This is a genomic window from Shewanella sp. Sh95 (assembly GCF_001308045.1).
Classification (GTDB): domain Bacteria; phylum Pseudomonadota; class Gammaproteobacteria; order Enterobacterales; family Shewanellaceae; genus Shewanella; species Shewanella xiamenensis.
Window position 1 is genome coordinate 1 of sequence record NZ_LGYY01000169.1, and the last position, 18207, is coordinate 18207.

Here is an 18207-nt window from a genome sequence, read left to right on the forward strand (position 1 = left end):
GCAAAACAATGTCGAGTTTGTTGATGAGTGACCGAACAGACTCCCCTCGGAACAAAGCCATTCCGATAACGGCCCAAATCATCGCGTCCATCGGCAATTTACGCCGTCTTAACGTCGCAACGCCCTGGGAGTCTAGGCAAGATTGAATTAACTCAGGTTCTAACACATCAGCTAAGCAGGTGAATTCGGTTAGGCGGGTAATATGGGTACGGGCGAGTGCTTCTGAGAGTTGCATAAAAAATCCGATGACATGAGGTCATCGGATTTTGATCTTTTCAGCGAGATCGTCAAGCGATCTGTCTTAACTGATCGGCATTAGGTAATGTCCGCGCTTTTCGGTTTATTGTTCAAGTGCATAGATATGTGCACTTTATACTTGATGCCTCGAAAGTATGATGGTTGTGGCGTAAAGAGCCGCTCGTCATTTGAGTATCATAACTACGCGTCATTCCTCGTTTCGCGAGCTTGCGCAACATCTAAAGCTTAAACATCAACCCGTTCTAGTCATTTTGCAGTTTATCTAAAGGGATTAAACCATGATAGGCATAGTAGCCTATGGGGCCTAAAAATAAGCTTAGCAGGCACCATAAACATTTTTTGTTAGTGCTGAGATTAACTTGGCTCTTAAATACTCGAGCTGCGAATAAGCAATGCAGTAGGGCTAAACCGATGAGCATCGCTATGATTATAATATCCGTATTATCCAAGTACTTTATCCCTGTAATTCATCGTGATGATTTAGCATAAAATGTTAAAAAGGATTTACTCACTTTACCTAAGTGAGAGCTACTTTACGTGAACATTTTACCGATTGCTATGGGGTATATAAAAATAAACGTTAATTCTTATTTACTTATAGACATTCCTAACAAGTAATTTGGGGTATTACCAGTCTGCCAGATCACATATTTAGTCATGGCATGTTGAAATATGTCAGTGCTTGTTAGCTCAGTTAACCATGCCATAAGCCGTGGGAAATCCCCGTTCAAATCCCGTTTGGCATCCACCGCAGTAAATTGGCGGATAAAAGGCATAATGGCAAAATCAGCAAGGCTTAACGCAGGGCTGATAAGATAAGGATGTTGCTGAAGCTGTGCTTCGAGTCGTACCAGAAAAGTGCTGGCCTTGGCGAAATAATCCGCCTGCGAGTATTCTGGATACCGGTCTGCATATTTGTACTTATCCAGCCAAGGTTTAAATTCAACATCATTTTGCACAATAAGCTCATTAATCAGGCTTTGCGCTGAGGTGGTTTGTCCGAGTAACTGCTGTGCGGCTGGCGAGTCAGCCTTATGCAGTCCCCAGAGCATAATATCCAAGCTCTCAGCAATCACCTCTCCAGTAGGGAGCTGCAATACGGGCACTGTGCCCTTGGGGGAGATGGCTAACATCTCTGCGGGTTTCGCTTTAAAGGTGATTTCTCTCACTTCCACTTGGCATTGGCCGAGCAATAGCCCAAGTCTAGCGCGCATAGCATAAGGACAGCGGCGAAAACTGTAGAGTATGGGTAAGGGCATAGTCTTATTCCTTAATGCAATGATAAAAACGATTTAGTCACGACTGTGGGTTAAAAGTTGGCAATAGTAGTGACTTTAAAACAGAAATACTGCGTTTATTACTGATTATTCCACCGTTTGCCTGTAAATAAGCAATGACCTTGGTTTTTGTCTGTGTTTATCCGACTGTGACTCAGGTAGAATTTCGCCCTATTTTTGCGACCTAGCTTAGGCTTGGGTGATTATTGGTTAATGCACTGGAAATTAAGTTCCAGCCAGCAGTTGAGGGTGTTATGTCTAACGTTGTTGTTTGTGCTTTATATAAGTTTGTTTCATTACCGCATTTTGAGTCGCTGCGTGAGCCACTCCTGTCCATGATGGAACAGGCTGAGATTAAAGGCACATTGTTGCTGGCAAGTGAGGGGATTAACGGCACTGTGGCCGGCACTCAAGCGGCTATCGACGCACTGCTGGCTTGGCTGAATAACCAAAATGGCCTTGAAAACATCGTTTACAAGTTATCCTTTGACGACGAAATGCCTTTCTACCGCACTAAGGTGAAGCTCAAAAAAGAAATCGTCACCATGGGCGTCGAGGGTATCGATCCGCTTAAAGTGGTGGGCACTTACGTTAAGCCACAGGACTGGAACGCGCTGATTTCCGATCCTGAAGTCATCCTAGTGGATACCCGCAACGACTATGAAGTGCAAATCGGCACCTTTAAAAATGCCATTAACCCCGTGACCGAAACCTTCAGAGAATTCCCTGAGTATGTTAAGCAGAATCTCGATCCTGCCAAGCATAAAAAAGTGGCGATGTTCTGCACTGGTGGTATTCGCTGTGAAAAATCAACCGCTTATTTAAAAGAGCAAGGCTTTGAAGAAGTGTATCACCTCGAAGGTGGCATCCTTAAATACCTTGAAGAAGTCAAACAGGAAGAAAGCCTGTGGGAAGGCGAATGTTTTGTCTTCGATAATCGTGTGGCGGTCGACCATGATTTAAAGAAAGGGCAATACGATCAATGCAATGCTTGTCGTATGCCAATCACTGAAGCGGAAAAATTATCCCCAGCTTATGTGCAAGGTGTGAGTTGCCCACATTGTATTGATAAGATTTCAGAGGAGCAGCGAAAGCGTTTTGTTGAACGTGAACGCCAAGTGAATTTAGCTAAATCCCGTAACGAGGCTCATATCGGTAGTGATGTGAATTATGTGATTGAAGCCCGTCGACAAAAGAAAGAAGCACAGCGCAAACAAGCTGCAGAGAAAAATAAAACCAAGCAAGCTAACACTTAACGCATGCTCAGCTAAGGTGATGCTGTTCAATTATGGACAGCCTCACTTTTTTTACCGGACGATTATGCAGCAGAAATGGCAAACTAAAGGCTGTCAAAAGGAAGGGCAGGCAAGCTCTGGCCCTTACTTTCTGTCATGATAGCCGCTTGTCAACTGAGTCAAATGGCGACATGTCACTCCTCGTTTCGTAAGCACGAGCTTGCTAGAACGATCAAAATTTAATTCTGAATGTCTTAAAGAATGTCCTATATGGCAAAATCGATTGGTCGCGCTAATGATAAAAATGACCACTGGTTATCTTTAATGAACATCCGCCCCATTAACGGGGCGGTAAAGCATTTACCAATGGACTTTGCCAATATTTAAGAGTATTCAACGTAATATTAAACGTTATGACGTTTGCCTGAGCGTTTCAGTTTTTCTGCTTCTAGCTTAGCGGCTTTCTCGGCGGCTTTTTCAGCCAGAATGCGTTCCACTTCGGCTTTTTCGATTTCAGCCATCGCAGGCGTTTCAAGGGATAACAGGCCAATTCGACCTGAGCGGTAATCGTGTAATACGACTTCCGAGGCTTTATGCAAATCGATGCGACCACCGGGACGGAGGGCGCCACGTTTACGGCCGATTTCTTCGAGTAACGCCATATCATCCTTAGGTAACTCGCTGATGTTATAACGCTCGCAAATTTCCTTCGGGTAGGCCTTTAAGAAATAACCTGCGGCAAACAGCGCCACATCTTCGTATTCCATGGCGGTATCTTTAATGGCACCCGTGACGGCAAGGCGATAGCTACTAGCTTCGTTATCAACCTTAGGCCATAAAATCCCTGGCGTGTCCGAGAGCACAATACCGTTGCGCAGGTTAATGCGCTGCTGGGTTTTGGTGACGGCGGGTTCGTTACCGGTTTTGGCGATAACGCGACCGGCTAAGGTGTTGATAATGGTGGACTTACCCACGTTTGGGATCCCCATGATCATAGTGCGAATATCTTTTTCAGTTTTATCGCGACTCGGTACTAACTTACGACAAAGATCCGGCAGCATTTTCAACATACCCGGTTGCAATGTGGTAATCGCTGTGGCTTTTACCCCTTGTTCACGCTCAAGATATTCAATCCACTGGGCGGTAATGTCGGGATCGGCTAAGTCGGATTTATTCAGTAGCTTAATACAAGGTTTGTCGCCGCGAAGCTTTGACACCATGGGGTTTTCACTACTGTAGGGAATACGGGCGTCCAGCACCTCAATTACTAGATCGACCTGAGGCATAGCCTCTTCGATCTCTTTGCGTGCCTTGTGCATGTGCCCCGGATACCATTGAATTGCCATGATAGCGCCTTGTTCTAAATGACCTAAAGACGGCTATTCTACCTTGAAGGCGACGAATGTCATAAAAAAAGCGCCCGAAGGCGCTTAATTGCTTAATCTTGATGCGAATTTGAGCATGTATTGCTTAAAGTACGCCTAGCTCGCGTAATCTTTCCATTAGGTAGCTGTCGGCGGTATAACGGTCAGACAGCACGACCGAAGGTTTAGGGTGTAAGAATAAGGGCAGTGAAATACGCGACTTAGTCTTATCCGTGCCTTCTGGGTTAATTACGCGGTGTGAGGTTGATGGGAAGTAACCACCCGAGGCTTCCTGCAACATATCACCAATGTTGATGATAATATTGCCAAAATCACTTGGCACATCTAACCAAGAGCCGTCTTTGGCTTTGACTTGCAACCCTGGCTCGTTGGCCGCGGGCAGCACAGTGATAAGGTTAATATCTTCGTGGGCCGCTGCGCGAATAGCGCCCATTTCTTCATCGCCTGTCATCGGTGGGTAATGCAGAATGCGCAGCAGGGTTTTGTGGCTGTCGGCAATCATTTCTGGCAGCGGAATCGAGAACTTAGCTTTAACCTCGTCTGGCGAGTAGGTTTCAATCCACTCTAACAGTTCAGCGGCCAGCGCATTGGCTTTTTCATAGTAAGCTAGAATATTGGCACGCAGTGAATCAGGAATACGACCCCAAGGGTACACGTGGTAATACTCTTTGATGTCTTTAACCGTGTGGCCTTTTGCGGTTTCTGAAATCGACGCGGGGAAAAAGCCATCGTGGGTTTCACGATTGAACATAAACTCGTTCTTAGCGTCAGAATTGAAAAAGGCTTGCCACTCAGTGTAAATGTTTTCGACCAGTTCCTTATCGATAGGGTGGTTAGAGAGTACACCAAAGCCCGTTTCACGTAGGGATTCCACAAAGTGTTTGGCGCTATCGGCTGCACGATAATCAATGGTTTCTAATTTCATATTGTTTCTACTTGTTATATATGGTTGTTAACCAAACACTTTCTAAGGATAACGGTAAGGAGTCATTGCCACTTATCTCATTATCGGTATGGCTTGCTTATTCCTAGTGTTTAAGCAGGCATATAGAAAGGTTTGGGTAGAGAATTGACCCGCAGCAAGTGTAGCGTTGCGCTGTACTTGGCGCAAACATTGAAAACGATAGGCGTAGAGCATTGTTGAATTTTCCTCCAGTTATTTAAGCATTGGCTCAATCAACAGGATTTTATCGACTAAAGCGGCTACTATGCCAAAAAGCCTATTCAGGCTGGGGCGTAATAAACCTGAGGAACAAACGGTCTTATGCAGGCGAATACCTTAGGAGCTAAAGGAGACTTTTATGAACAAACTGACTGATTTTGAACGCTATGTCATAGAAGAAAAGGGCACAGAACGTCCCTTTAGCGGGGAGTATTATCAACATGACGCCAAAGGCGTGTATTTGTGCAAAAAATGCCATGCACCTTTGTATCGCTCAGAAGATAAGTTTAATGCCCACTGTGGATGGCCAGCCTTCGATGATGAAATTCCGGGCGCTGTGAGTCGTCATGTTGACGCCGATGGTCGCCGTACCGAGATCGTCTGTAGTCAGTGTGGCGGTCATTTAGGCCATGTGTTTGAAGGGGAATATTTAACGCCAAAGAATATTCGTCACTGCGTTAATTCTGTCTCCATGGTGTTTCAAGCGGCCGATGAGGTGACAACATCAACGCATAAAACGGCCTTTGCCACCTTTGGTGCGGGCTGTTTTTGGTGTGTTGAAGCGATTTTTAAGAGCCTGAAGGGCGTGCTGAATGTCAGCTCTGGTTACTCGGGCGGCGAGGCGAGCGATGCCGATTATAAGTCGGTGTGTTCGGGATTAACTGGGCATGCCGAAGTGGTGCACATCGAGTTTGACCCCGCACAAATCAGCTTTACAACGCTGCTGCAGGTGTTATTTGAGAGTCACGATCCCACCACGCTCAACCGCCAAGGTAATGATAAAGGGCCGCAGTATCGCTCCGTCGTCTTTGCCCATGATGCGGCGCAGATTGAAGAGACCAATGCCATGATTGCAAAATTAACCGAGGCAAGGGTATTTGATGCGCCGATCGTCACCCAAGTGGTGGCTTTTGAGTCTTTTTATCCCGCAGAGGATTATCACAATGATTACTTCGCCCTGCATGGCGAGCAGCCCTATTGCCAAATTGTGGTGCGGCCAAAGGTTGAAAAGGTAAGAGCCCTCTTTGCCGAGCTACAAGCATAGGCTTAATGTGCGAGCAAATTGACGGATAAAAAACGCCACCGATAGGGTGGCGTTTTCGTTGATGGCTTGGCTGATGGACTGAAGACTCAGCGCATTAGCGGGATTGCGCTAACCACTCGGCATATTGTTTCGCGTAATAGCTGACGATTAAATCGGCGCCAGCCCGCTTTAACCCGATAAAGGTTTCGGTGACGACGGCGCGCTCATCGAGGGCGCCCGCCAGTGCAGCAAATTTAATACCGGCATATTCGCCGCCAACCTGATAAGCCGCTAAGGGAAGGTGGGTTTGCTGCCTTAGGCGACTTAACACATCCAAATACGGTGTGCCGGGCTTTACCATCAAAATATCCGCGCCTTCCTCTTCATCGAGCAGTGCTTCGAGCAAGGCTTGGCGACCATTGGCGTAGTCGAGCTGGTAGCCTTTACGGTTTCCGCTAAGTTCACAATCCACCGCGGCCCTAAATGGTCCATAGAAGGATGAGGCGAACTTTGCAGCATGGGCCAAAATGGCCACGTGCTCAAAACCAGCTTCATCTAACCCTTGTCGTATCGCTTTTATCTGACCGTCCATCATGGCCGATGGTGCCAGCATATCGGCTCCCGCTTTGGCGGCGGTAATGGATTGTTTGACTAAGTTAGCCACGGTTTGATCGTTACAGACTTCGTCATGGTGCAATACGCCGCAGTGTCCGTGGTCGGTATATTCACAAAAACAAATATCGGGGATCACCATCATCTCTGGTGCGGCGGTTTTGATGGTGCGGATCATTCGTGCCAGTAAGCCATTGTCATCCCAAGTGTCGCTGCCCTGTGCATCTTTGGTGTGGGAAATACCAAAGGGCATCACATAACGGATCCCTAGGGCGTAAAGCCTTTGAATTTCATCGGCAAGCGCACTCTCGGGCAGACGGCAGATCCCCGGCAAGGTTGAAATGGGTACGGCTTGGCTGATGTGTTCTTCGATGAAGAGTGGGTGAACCAAGTCGCTTAGGGAAATATGGGTTTCACGCACTAGGTCGCGCATGGCCTCGGTGCGGCGCAGGCGTCTTAAACGGCGAAGGGGTTTAAGGGGATTTTCTCTGGTACTGCTCATTGAATTTCCTTATTAACAGTGTAAAAGCATCACGCGAAGTTTCGCGTCAAAGGGAGAGAGTTAAAACGATGCTTAGGTTGTACTTGTTGGTGCTTTAGTGAACTTGATTAAGTGAGACAAAAGCTTCAGCACTGTTTGCTCAGACCTAAAATAGGGCAAAAGTTTCCCTGTATTTGGACCAAGGCCGAAGAGGTTGTTGAGTTAGTGATGGCGATCACAAACCCAGCGCTAAGCCAATCGAGCCATTCACCGCTGTTTTTAAGCCTTTGCTTTCGATTATTTGATGTTATCATTTGCGCCAATTTACACTTGGTATAGTGCAGGGCTTTAATAAGTCGCTATTCTTCTGCCCAACTATACCCACAGCGCGGTTTTTATATGACAACACCCCAAGACTCTGTTTGTATTCTCGCCCTCGACACTTGTACCGAAGCTTGTTCGGCTGCCCTGTATTATCAAGGACAGGTTTTTGCTGAGTTAGCCGATGCGCCTCGGGAGCATAGTCAGCGTTTATTGCCTATGGTGGAAGCAGTATTAAAACAAGCCAATGTCGGCTTAGATAAACTGGATGCCATTGCTTACGGCCGTGGGCCAGGCAGTTTTACGGGCATCCGTATTTGCACCAGCATGACTCAAGGTTTAGCCCTAGGGTTAGACTTACCCGTTATCGGCATTTCCACCTTAGCGGCCATGGCACAAATGGCGATTGCTGAGCACGCTGCCGAGCAAGTGCTCTGCTGTATTGATGCGCGCATGGGAGAAGTGTACTGGGGCCAATTTGTGGCCGTCGATGGCATTGCTACATTAGTCGGTAAAGAGGTAGTGAGCGCGCCTGAGCAGGTTGAGCTGGCATTCGATCTTAATAAAACCATTGTGGGTTGCGGCACTGGGTTTGATGCTTATCCCGAGTTATTAGCTCTAGGCAGCGGCATTACCTCCTTAGCGGCGGTGAAGTATCCCGATGCCCGAGCCATGTTAGTGCTGGCCGAAGCGGGTATCAAAGCGGGATTAACCACCAGTGTCGATGTACTCGAGCCTGTATATCTTCGTGATACTGTGACATGGAAAAAGTTACCGGGACGTGAATAAACTGTTCATTATTCCCCATGATACGTTAGAATCTAAACTGTCTGCATTGGTTCACGATGTAGACATCAAATCTTAGTTAGGCGTTTGTCACAACAGCCTAATAATACTAACTAGGACTACTAGGATATTAACTGGGCATTTCGATGCAGGTAAATTCGCTTCAAACGAGTTTGACACAAGCGGTTGCGAGTAATCGCCCCGCGATCATACAGGGAATGTCGCCCACGGAAGCGCCGCGCCCTGTGATTGAGCTCGATGCGGTTTCTGCCTTAGCCTTTGACGATACCGATGAAGGATCATCACAAAACCTACAATCCAGACTCGGTGCCCAACTCGAATACGAGCAAAGTACCCGAGGACATCAAGGGGCTATCGCCCAATACCTACAAACGCAACATGCCGCCAAACGTGAAGAGATTCAGCAGATGGTGGGTGTGGATATTTATGCCTGATAGTGCGTCAGTGTCTTCTCAATCTCGTTTTACACCTCGTTTAACTGGCGGCCTTCCGAGCCGTGGTTTGTTTATCATCGAACTGATGCTGGCCCTCATTTTGACGCGCATTCCTTATCTGAGTGTGCCATTTAAGTGGTTAGAGAGCTATTTCCACGAGTTGTCCCATGGGATAGCGACAGTGCTCAGTGGCGGCATAGTGAGTCATATTCAACTCTTTCCCAATGGTGCGGGGTTTTGCTTTAGCCAAGGTGGCTCGCCACTGGTGATTGGATTTGCGGGCTATTTTGGCGCAGCCTGTTGGGGATACCTTATTTATCTGCTGGCGACTTGGCCTAAGGGCATTCGCCTAAGCTTTGCGTTTTTAGGCGGTTTAGTGGTGCTAAGTGGTCTGCTGTGGGGGCGAGATTTGCTCACCTTAGCCATTTTAGCGGTACTGACGATAGTGTTGTTACTGCCGTTAAAACTCAGCAAAAATAAAATCCTCACGCAATTTTTACGCATTATTGGTTTGATGATCATGCTCAATGCGCTGGCAAGCCCAACGGTATTGCTCGGACTCGAAGGGCTGGGCGATGCGGTGCTGCTGGCTGATCGTTCATGGATACCAGCGTGGATTTGGGTCGCCATTTGGTTGTTTTGCAGTATCTGCGCCTTGTATATGGCTTGGCGGCGGGTGGATTCCGCCATCTCTCGTTAATACATCGCACATTAATGCTCCCATGACATCACAAATATTTACAGCCTAAATGGTCAACTTATGCGGCTAATTCTTGGATTTTTTTATATAGACTGCTAGCTTAAGTCTTCGGTATCCAAGGAGAATTATTATGAAAAAAGTCACACTCATCGCCAGTATGCTGATTGCTGGTCTCTGTTCAGGTATGGCCAATGCAGATGAAGCATTAGATAAAGCCATTAAAAGTGATTTTCGCCAAGCCAAAAACGCTAGCCGCGATATTTATCGTCACCCCGCAGAAACCCTTACATTTTTTGGTATAACCCCAACACAAACCGTGATTGAACTTTGGCCAGGTAATGGCTGGTACACTGAAATCCTTGCCCCTTATCTTGCGCCTAAGGGACAATATATTGCCGCCAGTTTCGAAACTACCCCCAGCACGGACACCCCTGGTAATCGCTATCGCGCCAATGCGGGCGTGAAATTCGATACTTGGATGACGGCCAATAAAGCCTTATTTGGTAATGCGAAAATGGTGGTTCTTGACCCTCCAGCCAAAATGAATTTAGGTGCCGATGGCAGTGCTGACTTGGTATTAACTTTCCGTAACTTACATAATTGGGCTTCAAGCGACCAGCTCGAAAACGTGTTTGCCGCTTCTTACAAAGTGCTTAAAGATGGCGGTGTATTTGGCGTCGTCGAACATAGAGCCAATAAAGGCATGAATATGAGCACGGGCTATATGGATCAAGACGAGATGATCGCGCTGGCCAAAAAGGTCGGTTTTACCTTAGCCGAAAGCTCCGAAATCAACGCCAATCCGAAAGACACTAAGGACTATGCCAAGGGAGTATGGACGTTGCCACCTTCCTTTGCTTTAGGTGATACAGATAAAGAAAAATACCAAGCAATTGGTGAGAGTGATCGCATGACGCTCAAATTTGTCAAAAAATCCCGCTAATCACCTGACATTAGAGGCAATATGTGGCAGTCTTTCGCCCCCAAAAATCAAGTCGAGTTTGTGTTACCCCATATCAAGCTGAGTGGTCGATTATGGGGAGCGAAAGATAAACCATTATTGCTCGCGTTGCATGGCTGGTTAGACAATGCCAACAGTTTTGAGCCTCTCGCTGAGTATTTGTCAGATTACCAAATTCTTGCCATAGATTGGCCCGGTCATGGTTTTTCGGCGCATCGGCCGGGACATTACCCATTACACTGGATTGACTATTTATACGATCTCGATGCGTTACTGGCGATTTTGCCACAAAAGCCACTGGCTATTATTGGGCATTCATTAGGGGGGATTATCGCCTCTGCGTATACGGCAGCATTTCCAGAAAAGGTTAATAAGCTGATTTTAATTGAGGCCTTAAGCCCCTTATATGAGTCAGCAACCCAAACCAAATCGCGGCTGAGGAAAAGCTTTTACCAACATGAGAAATTTTTAGCGCAAAAACATAAACGGATGAGAGTCTACGATAGTCTGGAAACGGCAGTTAAGGCTAGAGTGCATTTAACCGGATTGGCCGAACCGTGGTGTCGACTATTACTTGACCGCAATATGCAAGCGACTTCTGATGGAGTTGTTTGGCGAAGTGATCCAAGACTAAGGCTCGACTCGCCAATGCGACTGACCTTTGAGCAAGTCGATGCTTTAATGCAAAATATTTCGGTGGTTACCTTACTCATCTGCGGCAAACAAGGTTTTAGCCAATTACATACGGCGCTACCTAAAGCAAGGAAATGGTTCAGCAATTTGTCTGAACATATGCTTGAGGGGGACCATCATGTGCATATGGATAATGCGCAAGCGGTTAGTCAGTTAATCCAACGTTTTGTCGCATAATGGCTTTTACTAACATAAAAAAGACACTAGGTTTTTTGTTTCTTTTATGTGATGATGATCAAAATTAAAACGCCCGTATGATTTATCCGGGTAAATCAATAACAATAAAATGTAAGTCGGTATTTTAACTCGGTATTTGTCGAGTATTGGCGGTAGTAAGGGTACCGTATCCGCAGTTGTGGGGATTTAGGAGAAAGTAGTGGATCAGCCTTGGATTAAACATTTACCAAAAGATGTGCCTGCTGAGATTAATGTGGATCAGTATTCATCGCTTATCGATATGTTCGAGACCGCGGTGGCTAAGTATGCGGATCAACCTGCATTTATCAACATGGGGGCCACGCTAACTTACCGTAAACTTGAAGAAAGTAGCCGTGCTTTTGCTGCTTATTTACAAAATGAATTGAAGCTACAAAAGGGCGATCGTGTCGCACTGATGATGCCCAATCTGTTGCAATATCCTATTGCGTTATTTGGGGTATTACGTGCTGGTATGGTGGTGGTTAACGTTAACCCACTTTATACCCCGCGAGAGCTCAAACATCAGTTGATTGACTCGGGCGCCAAAGCCATTGTTGTGGTGTCTAACTTCGCCCGCACCTTAGAAGAAGTGGTCGATCAAACGCCCGTGAAAAGTGTCATTATCACTAGTTTAGGCGATCAACTAAGTGCGCCAAAACGCACCTTAGTTAACTTTGTTGTGAAATATATTAAAAAACTGGTGCCTAAATACGATCTACCCCATGCCCTTTCGATGCGCGAAACCTTGTCAAGAGGTCGCAGAATGCAGTATGTCAAACCCGTAATCACTGGGGGTGACCTTGCCTTTTTGCAATATACTGGTGGTACGACTGGGGTTTCAAAGGGCGCCATGTTAACCCACAGTAATGTGGTGGCAAACGTGTTGCAGGCTAACGGTGCTTATTCTCCAGCGCTGCGGGATGGTTCTGAATTTGTTGTAACTGCATTACCGCTTTATCATATTTTTGCCTTAACAGTGAATTGCTTACTGTTTTTACATAAGGGCAGTCAGAATCTGTTAATCACTAACCCTCGGGATATTCCAGGGTTTGTGGCTGAACTCAAGAAATATCCTTTTACCGCCCTGACAGGTGTTAACACCCTGTTTAATGCCTTAGTGAATAGTAGTGATTTTGCTGAGCTAGATTTTTCTCGCCTCAAATTATCCATTGGTGGCGGTATGGCCGTGCAAAAAGCCGTGGCCGATAAATGGCAGAGCATCACTAAAACCCGTTTACTTGAAGGTTATGGGTTAACTGAAGCCTCGCCCCTGTTAACATGCTGTCCCTATAACTTAGACGGTTATAACGGTTCTATCGGTTTTCCTGCGCCATCTACACTCATTCAAGTGCGTGATGATGCGGGTAATGTGTTGCCCCAAGGCGAGACAGGTGAGCTATTTGGCAAAGGCCCACAGATCATGAAAGGCTATTGGCAGCGTCCAGAAGAGACAGCCAAAGTGATTGATAAAGACGGCTGGCTCGCCACGGGCGATATCGGTTATATGGATGAACAGGGTTTCTTCTATATTGTTGATCGTAAGAAAGACATGATTTTAGTTTCTGGCTTTAACGTCTTCCCCAATGAAGTGGAAGAGGTTGTTGCTTTACATCCTAAGGTGATAGAAGTCGCGGCAGTAGGGGTTCCTAATGATGCAAGTGGCGAGTTAGTGAAGGTGTTTGTGGTGGCGAAAGACAAATCTTTAACCGCTGAAGACATCATTAAGCATTGCCGAGTGCATTTAACGGGATATAAAGTGCCGAAGCTGGTAGAATTTAGGGACGAGTTACCTAAAACCAATGTGGGTAAGATCTTGCGACGAGAACTGAGAGACGAAGTCAAGCGCGCGTAAGATTGAAGCCGGCAATAAGCCGGCTTTTGTTTTTATGGATGTGATTATCCCACAGGAACTGGAGAAGAATTTGTCAGTGTTTCACTATGTGAGCGACGAAGCGAGCCTCAATGCCCTCGTCGCTCAATATCAACAGAGCGCAGTACTGGTATTAGATACCGAGTTTGTGCGCACACGTACGTATTACGCTAAGCTTGGCCTGATCCAAGCCTATGATGGTAACACCTTAGCTTTGATTGACCCTGTGGCTTTACCCAATCTCGATGCATTTTGGGCTTTGTTAGATAATCCTAACATTATCAAGCTAGTACATTCCTGCAGTGAGGATTTAGAAGTCTTCGCCCATTATGGCCAGCGCCAACCTACGCCCTTATTTGATAGCCAAATTGCGGCTTCACTATGCGGTATGGGTCATGGCTTAGGTTATGCCAAGTTAGTCGAAACCTGCTTAGGTGAAGTGATTGATAAAGGTGAGTCACGCACCGACTGGATACGTCGCCCCTTAACCGAGGCGCAACTTAGCTACGCCGCCAATGATGTGTTGTATCTTTATCAACTTTATCCGCAACTCGCCGACAAGCTTAAAGCGCAAGGCCGTTTAGATTGGCTTTATGAAGAAGGCGAGCGGATGACTGAAGGGCGTTTAGCTCCTCCCGATGTCGAGACCGCATACCTTAAAGTAAAAAACGCATTTCAATTAACAGAGCCTCAATTGGCTTACCTTAAAGTGCTGGCTAAATGGCGTTTAGAAAAAGCTTTAGCACGGGATTTAGCCTTAGGCTTTGTGATTAAAGATCATGGTTTAATTGCGCTAGCGAAAAAACAGCCTAAAAGCATAAGTGATTTGTTTAAATTGAACGATTTAACTGAGCAGGAAAAACGCATCCATGGTAAAGATATTTTACGGATAATGCAGACTGCTGACTTAAACAATCCGCCGGAGCTAGTTGATGTTTTAGCGCTTAAACCGGGTTATAAATCCGCCTTTAAGACCATTAAAACTTGTTTAACCGAACTGTGCGAACAACATGCCATTCCGATGGAAATGCTGGGCTCCAAACGTCATATTCATGAGTATTTACAATGGCGTTGGGATAAACAGCAAGGGGAATTACCAACAGTATTAAGCGGTTGGCGCGGAGAGATCGCGGCCGAGTCATTGGCAAAGCTTGAAGTTTAAGTTTTACAGATTAGGCGCCAATATTTTGCTTTTAACATTTCGGTTTTGACCTAAGATTTGATGCCTAAATTTGCATTTAAGGTGTTAGGCCTTGATTTTACCCCAGCTAAAGCATGGGGGTAGGAGAAAGGCGCAGCAGAAAGCGTCATCCCCATTTGAGGATGACGCCAACGCTCGACTTATCTGTCTGGCAACGTCACGTTAAGTTCGAGTACCGACAAGTTATCGTCATTCTGATCTAATTGCACTGAAACTTGATCATCCGAAATCTGCACATACTTGCGGATCACGGCGATGATTTCTTGCTTCATCTGCGGGAAATAGTCAGGTGTATCGCGTTGTCCACGCTGATGGGCCACAATAATTTGTAGTCGCTCTTTTGCCATTACCGCGGTGCTAGGCTTTTTCTTGCTTTTGAAATAGTCGAGTAAAGACATAATTAGCTACCAAATATCCGTTGTAAGAAACCTTTTTTCTCTTCCGTAATAAAGCGTACTGGGACATCTTCACCCAATAAACGCGCGACAGTGTCACTATAAGCGGCGCCTGCATCACTTTCTTGATCGATAATCACAGGTACTCCGGAGTTTGATGCCTTGAGTACGGATTGTGATTCAGGGATAACGCCAAGCAAATCAATGGCAAGGATTTCTTTTACATCGTCAACACTTAACATTTCGCCCGATTTTACCCGACTTGGAGAATAACGAGTCAACAGTAAGTACTCTTTTATCGGCTCTAAACTGAGTTCTGCGCGGCGTGACTTGCTTTGCAGCATTCCTAGAATACGGTCAGAGTCGCGAACCGAGCTTACTTCAGGGTTGGTCGTCACAATGGCGATATCGGCAAAATACAATGCCATCATCGCGCCTTGCTCAATACCTGCAGGGGAATCACAGATAATAAATTCAAATTCTTTGGCTAAATCGTCAAGCACACGGCCCACGCCTTCTTTTGTTAGGGCGTCTTTATCACGAGTTTGCGAGGCTGGCAGTACAAACAGTTTTTCACAGCGTTTATCTTTGATAAGTGCCTGATTTAAATTCGCTTCACCGTTGATGACATTGACAAAGTCATAGACGACGCGGCGCTCACAGCCCATGATTAGATCCAAGTTACGCAAGCCTATATCGAAATCGATAACAACAGTTTTATGCCCTTGTAGTGCAAGTCCAGTTGCAATCGCCGCACTGGATGTGGTTTTACCAACACCACCTTTACCTGAAGTGACAACAATAATTTGTGCCATGTTTCTCTCTATCCTTTTTTGTGCCATTTAGAGGGGCAATGATTCAACGATAAGCGACTCGCCATTTAAGCGAATGCAGCCGCCTTTATCTGAGCTATGTTGTTGTAGATTTTCAGCGAGCCAATATTGCCCTGCTATTGAAACTAATTCTGCCTCGAGGGAATGAGCAATGATTACCGCGCTGCTGTCGCCAGCTGCGCCCGCCATGGCCTTTCCTCGTAACGCACCATAAATATGAATGCTACCATCGGCGATGACTTCAGCGCCATTACCTACCGCACCAAATATGATTAAATCGCCATTTTTTGCATAGACCTGCTGACCTGAGCGGATATTTTGCTTCAAAATCTTAGTTTGACGCGGTGCTGGTGGGGGGGCGACGCTTTGTTTACCCGCTTTGACTATGGCAAGTCCGAGTGTTTTAGCTTGGTTGCTCAGGACGTTAGTTGCACCAGTAATTCCTACAATAACTAACTGGCGGGAAAGTAATAACTCTTTTAAGCCCTGTAAATTAAAATCGTTATCTTGAATGGCGCTGAGGTTGACGACTAAAGGGGCACCCAGAAAAAATTGGGGAGCTTGTGCCAATTTGCTATCTAATTCAGCCATGACAGCATTTAAATCGCTGTTATTAATATGAAGCACTGAAAGAGTAAAAGAAGCGCCTTTTAACTCTAAGCTAGGTTTTGACATCCCGGCACTATTCTCCAGAAATCATCAGTCGGTTCGCTGATTTGCAATTAAATTACTAGGCGACCATGTTATAGTGTGCCCCATTGACTGGCAAGTTTGAACTATTGGATATTTATACTCTTATGCTATGTGCGGTTTATAAAAGTAGTCGAAAGGCTGACACTTACTTATTTGTAAACAAAAGGGACTGTTTCGACGACGTCCCGCAGGCGTTGTTAGATATGTTTGGTGTGCCTCAGTTAGTGATGGTATTCCCGATTGCTAAGCGTGAATCACTCGGTATCGCCGATATTAATAAGGTCAGAGCAGCACTCAAGGAAAAGGGGTTTTATTTACAAATTCCGCCACCGCAGGTTAATTTATTGGCCGAGCACAGAGAAAGCCTTGGGATTCAAGACTAGTCTGTAACTGTGCACAGGGTAACTGCCAAAGACAGTCTTTAAATCTGTTGCAGCATATACTAAGCTCCTCTTGCCCTTAATTCGTAAGGGCAAATCTCCTTCTTTAATGCTCTCCTCTTAAATTTAAGCAGCCGCAGACATTAGGGCGTGTTGACGTTTCGAGATTAGATTTTGTTCGTTCTGGCAAGCTCGTGCTCGCAAAACGAGGAATGATGTGTAGTTATTCTACTCAAATGACGAGCGGCTCTTATGACAGAAAGTAAGAGCAAGGGCTTGCCAGACGAACCCTTCGGGCAGCATTTGACTGACGTTTCTGCTGCGTTATCGTCCGTTTATGTAGAACAACTACACAGCACGGACTTTGCCTTGCATAAACGCCAGCCAAATTGCTGCAAAAACAACCCTGAAACGTCAACACGCCCTAGTAAGTGGCAACCATTGGGGTAAGGCATCTCGATAATAGTGATTTGCCCAATCATCAAAATATTCATGCCTTCGTCTCACATGTCTTATGGCGCTGAGTCATCAAGGTCTTTCGTCTATAACAATTACCGTGCCTTAATGCGCTGGCAAGCGGTGAATTATTTAGATGAGTGCGATTATTTAGGCATCTTTGTGGTGCATGTATCGGAGATAATTAAGCATCCCCTGTAAATTGGTGTAAAATGGCCCACATTGAGCGGATTTTTTATATGAAGATAAGCGTAAACATGGCATTTTGGCAGAATAAAGCGTTAACCGAGCTGACGTCGCAGGAGTGGGAGTCCCTCTGTGATGGTTGTGGTAAGTGTTGTTTAAACAAATTGATTGATGATGAAACTGAAGAGCTGTATTACACCAATGCGGCTTGTCTATTACTCGATCACCAAAGTGCCAGCTGCAAACATTATAGTGACCGTTTTAGCCATGTTCCCCAATGTACTGTGATTACTGCGCAAAATGTCCATGAACTCACCTGGCTACCCGATAGCTGCGCCTATCGCCGTTTGGCATCTGGCAGAGACTTACCAAGCTGGCATCCATTACTTACGGGGTCGAAGGAAGCCATGCACCTTGCAGGCATGTCGATTCAAGGCAAAGTGGTAGATGAGCGCAGGATTAAGGATATTGAAGACCATATCGTGCTGTGGCCGCTTAAAGATCTGGATTAATACCATTCAAGCAGCTTTTGTCTGTAATATCAGATAGTAATGAACAAAAAGGAGCAACTAACCATTTCGGTTGATTGCTCCTTTTTTCTATCTCGAGTTTAAAACCAAAGCGTTATTTATCAAGGAATGGTGG

Annotated in this window: 20 protein-coding genes; 12 read left to right on the plus strand and 8 right to left on the minus strand. The window is 45.9% G+C overall.

Translation table 11 applies throughout. The features are described 5' to 3' along the window. Both AEA42_RS12475 and AEA42_RS12485 read right to left on the minus strand, forming a co-directional pair. On the minus strand, positions 1–235 hold a 235-nt coding region (locus AEA42_RS12475), incomplete at its 3' end, for a transposase domain-containing protein (protein WP_186293712.1). Between the two features lie 610 nt (positions 236–845). Then, entirely contained in the window at positions 846–1517 is a 672-nt protein-coding gene (locus tag AEA42_RS12485; protein WP_055647899.1) for a glutathione S-transferase, read from the minus strand. Between the two features lie 272 nt (positions 1518–1789). Between AEA42_RS12485 and AEA42_RS12490 the strand changes: the two genes are divergently transcribed. After that, positions 1790–2791, plus strand: a complete 1002-nt coding sequence (locus AEA42_RS12490; protein WP_055647914.1) for a rhodanese-related sulfurtransferase — start codon at positions 1790–1792, stop codon at positions 2789–2791. A gap of 383 nt (positions 2792–3174) precedes the next feature. Here AEA42_RS12490 and ylqF read toward each other — a convergent pair whose 3' ends face one another. Together ylqF and AEA42_RS12500 are read right to left on the minus strand one after the other, a co-directional pair. Continuing rightward, on the minus strand, positions 3175–4116 hold the full coding sequence (ylqF, locus tag AEA42_RS12495) for a ribosome biogenesis GTPase YlqF (protein ID WP_037419203.1): 942 nt from the start codon (positions 4114–4116) through the stop codon (positions 3175–3177). A gap of 124 nt (positions 4117–4240) precedes the next feature. Continuing rightward, positions 4241–5080, minus strand: a complete 840-nt coding sequence (locus tag AEA42_RS12500) for a 2OG-Fe(II) oxygenase family protein (RefSeq protein ID WP_055647900.1) — start codon at positions 5078–5080, stop codon at positions 4241–4243. Positions 5081–5456: 376 nt separating this feature from the next. On the opposite strand from AEA42_RS12500, the gene AEA42_RS12505 reads away from it, so the two are divergent. After that, positions 5457–6362, plus strand: a complete 906-nt coding sequence (locus AEA42_RS12505; protein WP_055647901.1) for a bifunctional methionine sulfoxide reductase B/A protein — start codon at positions 5457–5459, stop codon at positions 6360–6362. Positions 6363–6456: 94 nt separating this feature from the next. On the opposite strand, the gene hemB is transcribed toward AEA42_RS12505, so the two are convergent. Continuing rightward, entirely contained in the window at positions 6457–7455 is a 999-nt protein-coding gene (gene hemB / locus AEA42_RS12510) for a porphobilinogen synthase (protein WP_055647902.1), read from the minus strand. Between the two features lie 378 nt (positions 7456–7833). Between hemB and tsaB the strand changes: the two genes are divergently transcribed. From tsaB to rnd, 7 genes are all read left to right on the plus strand, one after another. Further along, positions 7834–8544 (plus strand): tRNA (adenosine(37)-N6)-threonylcarbamoyltransferase complex dimerization subunit type 1 TsaB, encoded by a 711-nt coding sequence (gene tsaB, locus AEA42_RS12515; RefSeq protein WP_047533679.1) that lies wholly within the window; start codon positions 7834–7836, stop codon positions 8542–8544. A gap of 143 nt (positions 8545–8687) precedes the next feature. Then, a complete protein-coding gene (locus tag AEA42_RS12520; RefSeq protein WP_047533683.1) occupies positions 8688–8996 on the plus strand; it encodes a hypothetical protein in 309 nt (102 codons plus the stop codon). Next, positions 8989–9696 carry a M50 family metallopeptidase gene (locus tag AEA42_RS12525; RefSeq protein ID WP_055647903.1) on the plus strand — a complete coding sequence of 236 codons (708 nt, stop codon included), beginning with the start codon at positions 8989–8991 and terminating at the stop codon, positions 9694–9696. The genes AEA42_RS12520 and AEA42_RS12525 overlap by 8 nt, the downstream gene beginning before the upstream one ends. A gap of 130 nt (positions 9697–9826) precedes the next feature. Then, complete coding sequence (locus AEA42_RS12530) at positions 9827–10639, plus strand: class I SAM-dependent methyltransferase (protein WP_037430429.1); 813 nt, start codon at positions 9827–9829, stop codon at positions 10637–10639. A gap of 21 nt (positions 10640–10660) precedes the next feature. Beyond that, positions 10661–11527: an alpha/beta hydrolase gene (locus AEA42_RS12535; RefSeq protein WP_055647904.1), complete on the plus strand. Its 867-nt coding sequence runs from the start codon at positions 10661–10663 to the stop codon at positions 11525–11527. 199 nt (positions 11528–11726) lie between these two features. Further along, a complete protein-coding gene (gene fadD, locus AEA42_RS12540; protein WP_055647905.1) occupies positions 11727–13400 on the plus strand; it encodes a long-chain-fatty-acid--CoA ligase FadD in 1674 nt (557 codons plus the stop codon). A 70-nt stretch (positions 13401–13470) separates the two neighbouring features. After that, entirely contained in the window at positions 13471–14580 is a 1110-nt protein-coding gene (rnd, locus tag AEA42_RS12545) for a ribonuclease D (protein ID WP_055647915.1), read from the plus strand. A gap of 179 nt (positions 14581–14759) precedes the next feature. Here rnd and minE read toward each other — a convergent pair whose 3' ends face one another. The 3 genes from minE to minC are packed head-to-tail and all read right to left on the minus strand — an operon-like array spanning position 14760 to position 16522. Further along, on the minus strand, positions 14760–15017 hold the full coding sequence (minE, locus tag AEA42_RS12550; RefSeq protein WP_007648439.1) for a cell division topological specificity factor MinE: 258 nt from the start codon (positions 15015–15017) through the stop codon (positions 14760–14762). Positions 15018–15019: 2 nt separating this feature from the next. Further along, a complete protein-coding gene (minD, locus tag AEA42_RS12555; protein ID WP_037419172.1) occupies positions 15020–15829 on the minus strand; it encodes a septum site-determining protein MinD in 810 nt (269 codons plus the stop codon). Positions 15830–15856: 27 nt separating this feature from the next. Beyond that, positions 15857–16522, minus strand: a complete 666-nt coding sequence (minC, locus tag AEA42_RS12560; RefSeq protein WP_037419169.1) for a septum site-determining protein MinC — start codon at positions 16520–16522, stop codon at positions 15857–15859. A gap of 122 nt (positions 16523–16644) precedes the next feature. Between minC and AEA42_RS12565 the strand changes: the two genes are divergently transcribed. The 3 genes from AEA42_RS12565 to AEA42_RS12570 all read left to right on the plus strand — a co-directional run bounded on the left by AEA42_RS12565 (position 16645) and on the right by AEA42_RS12570 (position 18074). Further along, positions 16645–16923, plus strand: a complete 279-nt coding sequence (locus tag AEA42_RS12565; protein ID WP_055647906.1) for a YcgL domain-containing protein — start codon at positions 16645–16647, stop codon at positions 16921–16923. Between the two features lie 249 nt (positions 16924–17172). Then, positions 17173–17370, plus strand: a complete 198-nt coding sequence (locus AEA42_RS21840; RefSeq protein ID WP_082389644.1) for a hypothetical protein — start codon at positions 17173–17175, stop codon at positions 17368–17370. Between the two features lie 263 nt (positions 17371–17633). Continuing rightward, positions 17634–18074 carry a YcgN family cysteine cluster protein gene (locus tag AEA42_RS12570; protein WP_037419163.1) on the plus strand — a complete coding sequence of 147 codons (441 nt, stop codon included), beginning with the start codon at positions 17634–17636 and terminating at the stop codon, positions 18072–18074. Positions 18075–18207 lie beyond the last annotated feature (133 nt).

Coding starts and splice junctions, on each gene's coding strand:
- AEA42_RS12485 (WP_055647899.1), bottom strand. CDS start 1,517: ATGCCCTTACCCATACTCTACAGTTTTCGCCGCTGTCCTTATGCTATG.
- AEA42_RS12490 (WP_055647914.1), top strand. CDS start 1,790: ATGTCTAACGTTGTTGTTTGTGCTTTATATAAGTTTGTTTCATTACCG.
- ylqF (WP_037419203.1), bottom strand. CDS start 4,116: ATGGCAATTCAATGGTATCCGGGGCACATGCACAAGGCACGCAAAGAG.
- AEA42_RS12500 (WP_055647900.1), bottom strand. CDS start 5,080: ATGAAATTAGAAACCATTGATTATCGTGCAGCCGATAGCGCCAAACAC.
- AEA42_RS12505 (WP_055647901.1), top strand. CDS start 5,457: ATGAACAAACTGACTGATTTTGAACGCTATGTCATAGAAGAAAAGGGC.
- hemB (WP_055647902.1), bottom strand. CDS start 7,455: ATGAGCAGTACCAGAGAAAATCCCCTTAAACCCCTTCGCCGTTTAAGA.
- tsaB (WP_047533679.1), top strand. CDS start 7,834: ATGACAACACCCCAAGACTCTGTTTGTATTCTCGCCCTCGACACTTGT.
- AEA42_RS12520 (WP_047533683.1), top strand. CDS start 8,688: ATGCAGGTAAATTCGCTTCAAACGAGTTTGACACAAGCGGTTGCGAGT.
- AEA42_RS12525 (WP_055647903.1), top strand. CDS start 8,989: ATGCCTGATAGTGCGTCAGTGTCTTCTCAATCTCGTTTTACACCTCGT.
- AEA42_RS12530 (WP_037430429.1), top strand. CDS start 9,827: ATGAAAAAAGTCACACTCATCGCCAGTATGCTGATTGCTGGTCTCTGT.
- AEA42_RS12535 (WP_055647904.1), top strand. CDS start 10,661: ATGTGGCAGTCTTTCGCCCCCAAAAATCAAGTCGAGTTTGTGTTACCC.
- minE (WP_007648439.1), bottom strand. CDS start 15,017: ATGTCTTTACTCGACTATTTCAAAAGCAAGAAAAAGCCTAGCACCGCG.
- minD (WP_037419172.1), bottom strand. CDS start 15,829: ATGGCACAAATTATTGTTGTCACTTCAGGTAAAGGTGGTGTTGGTAAA.
- minC (WP_037419169.1), bottom strand. CDS start 16,522: ATGTCAAAACCTAGCTTAGAGTTAAAAGGCGCTTCTTTTACTCTTTCA.
- AEA42_RS12565 (WP_055647906.1), top strand. CDS start 16,645: ATGCTATGTGCGGTTTATAAAAGTAGTCGAAAGGCTGACACTTACTTA.
- AEA42_RS21840 (WP_082389644.1), top strand. CDS start 17,173: ATGACAGAAAGTAAGAGCAAGGGCTTGCCAGACGAACCCTTCGGGCAG.
- AEA42_RS12570 (WP_037419163.1), top strand. CDS start 17,634: ATGGCATTTTGGCAGAATAAAGCGTTAACCGAGCTGACGTCGCAGGAG.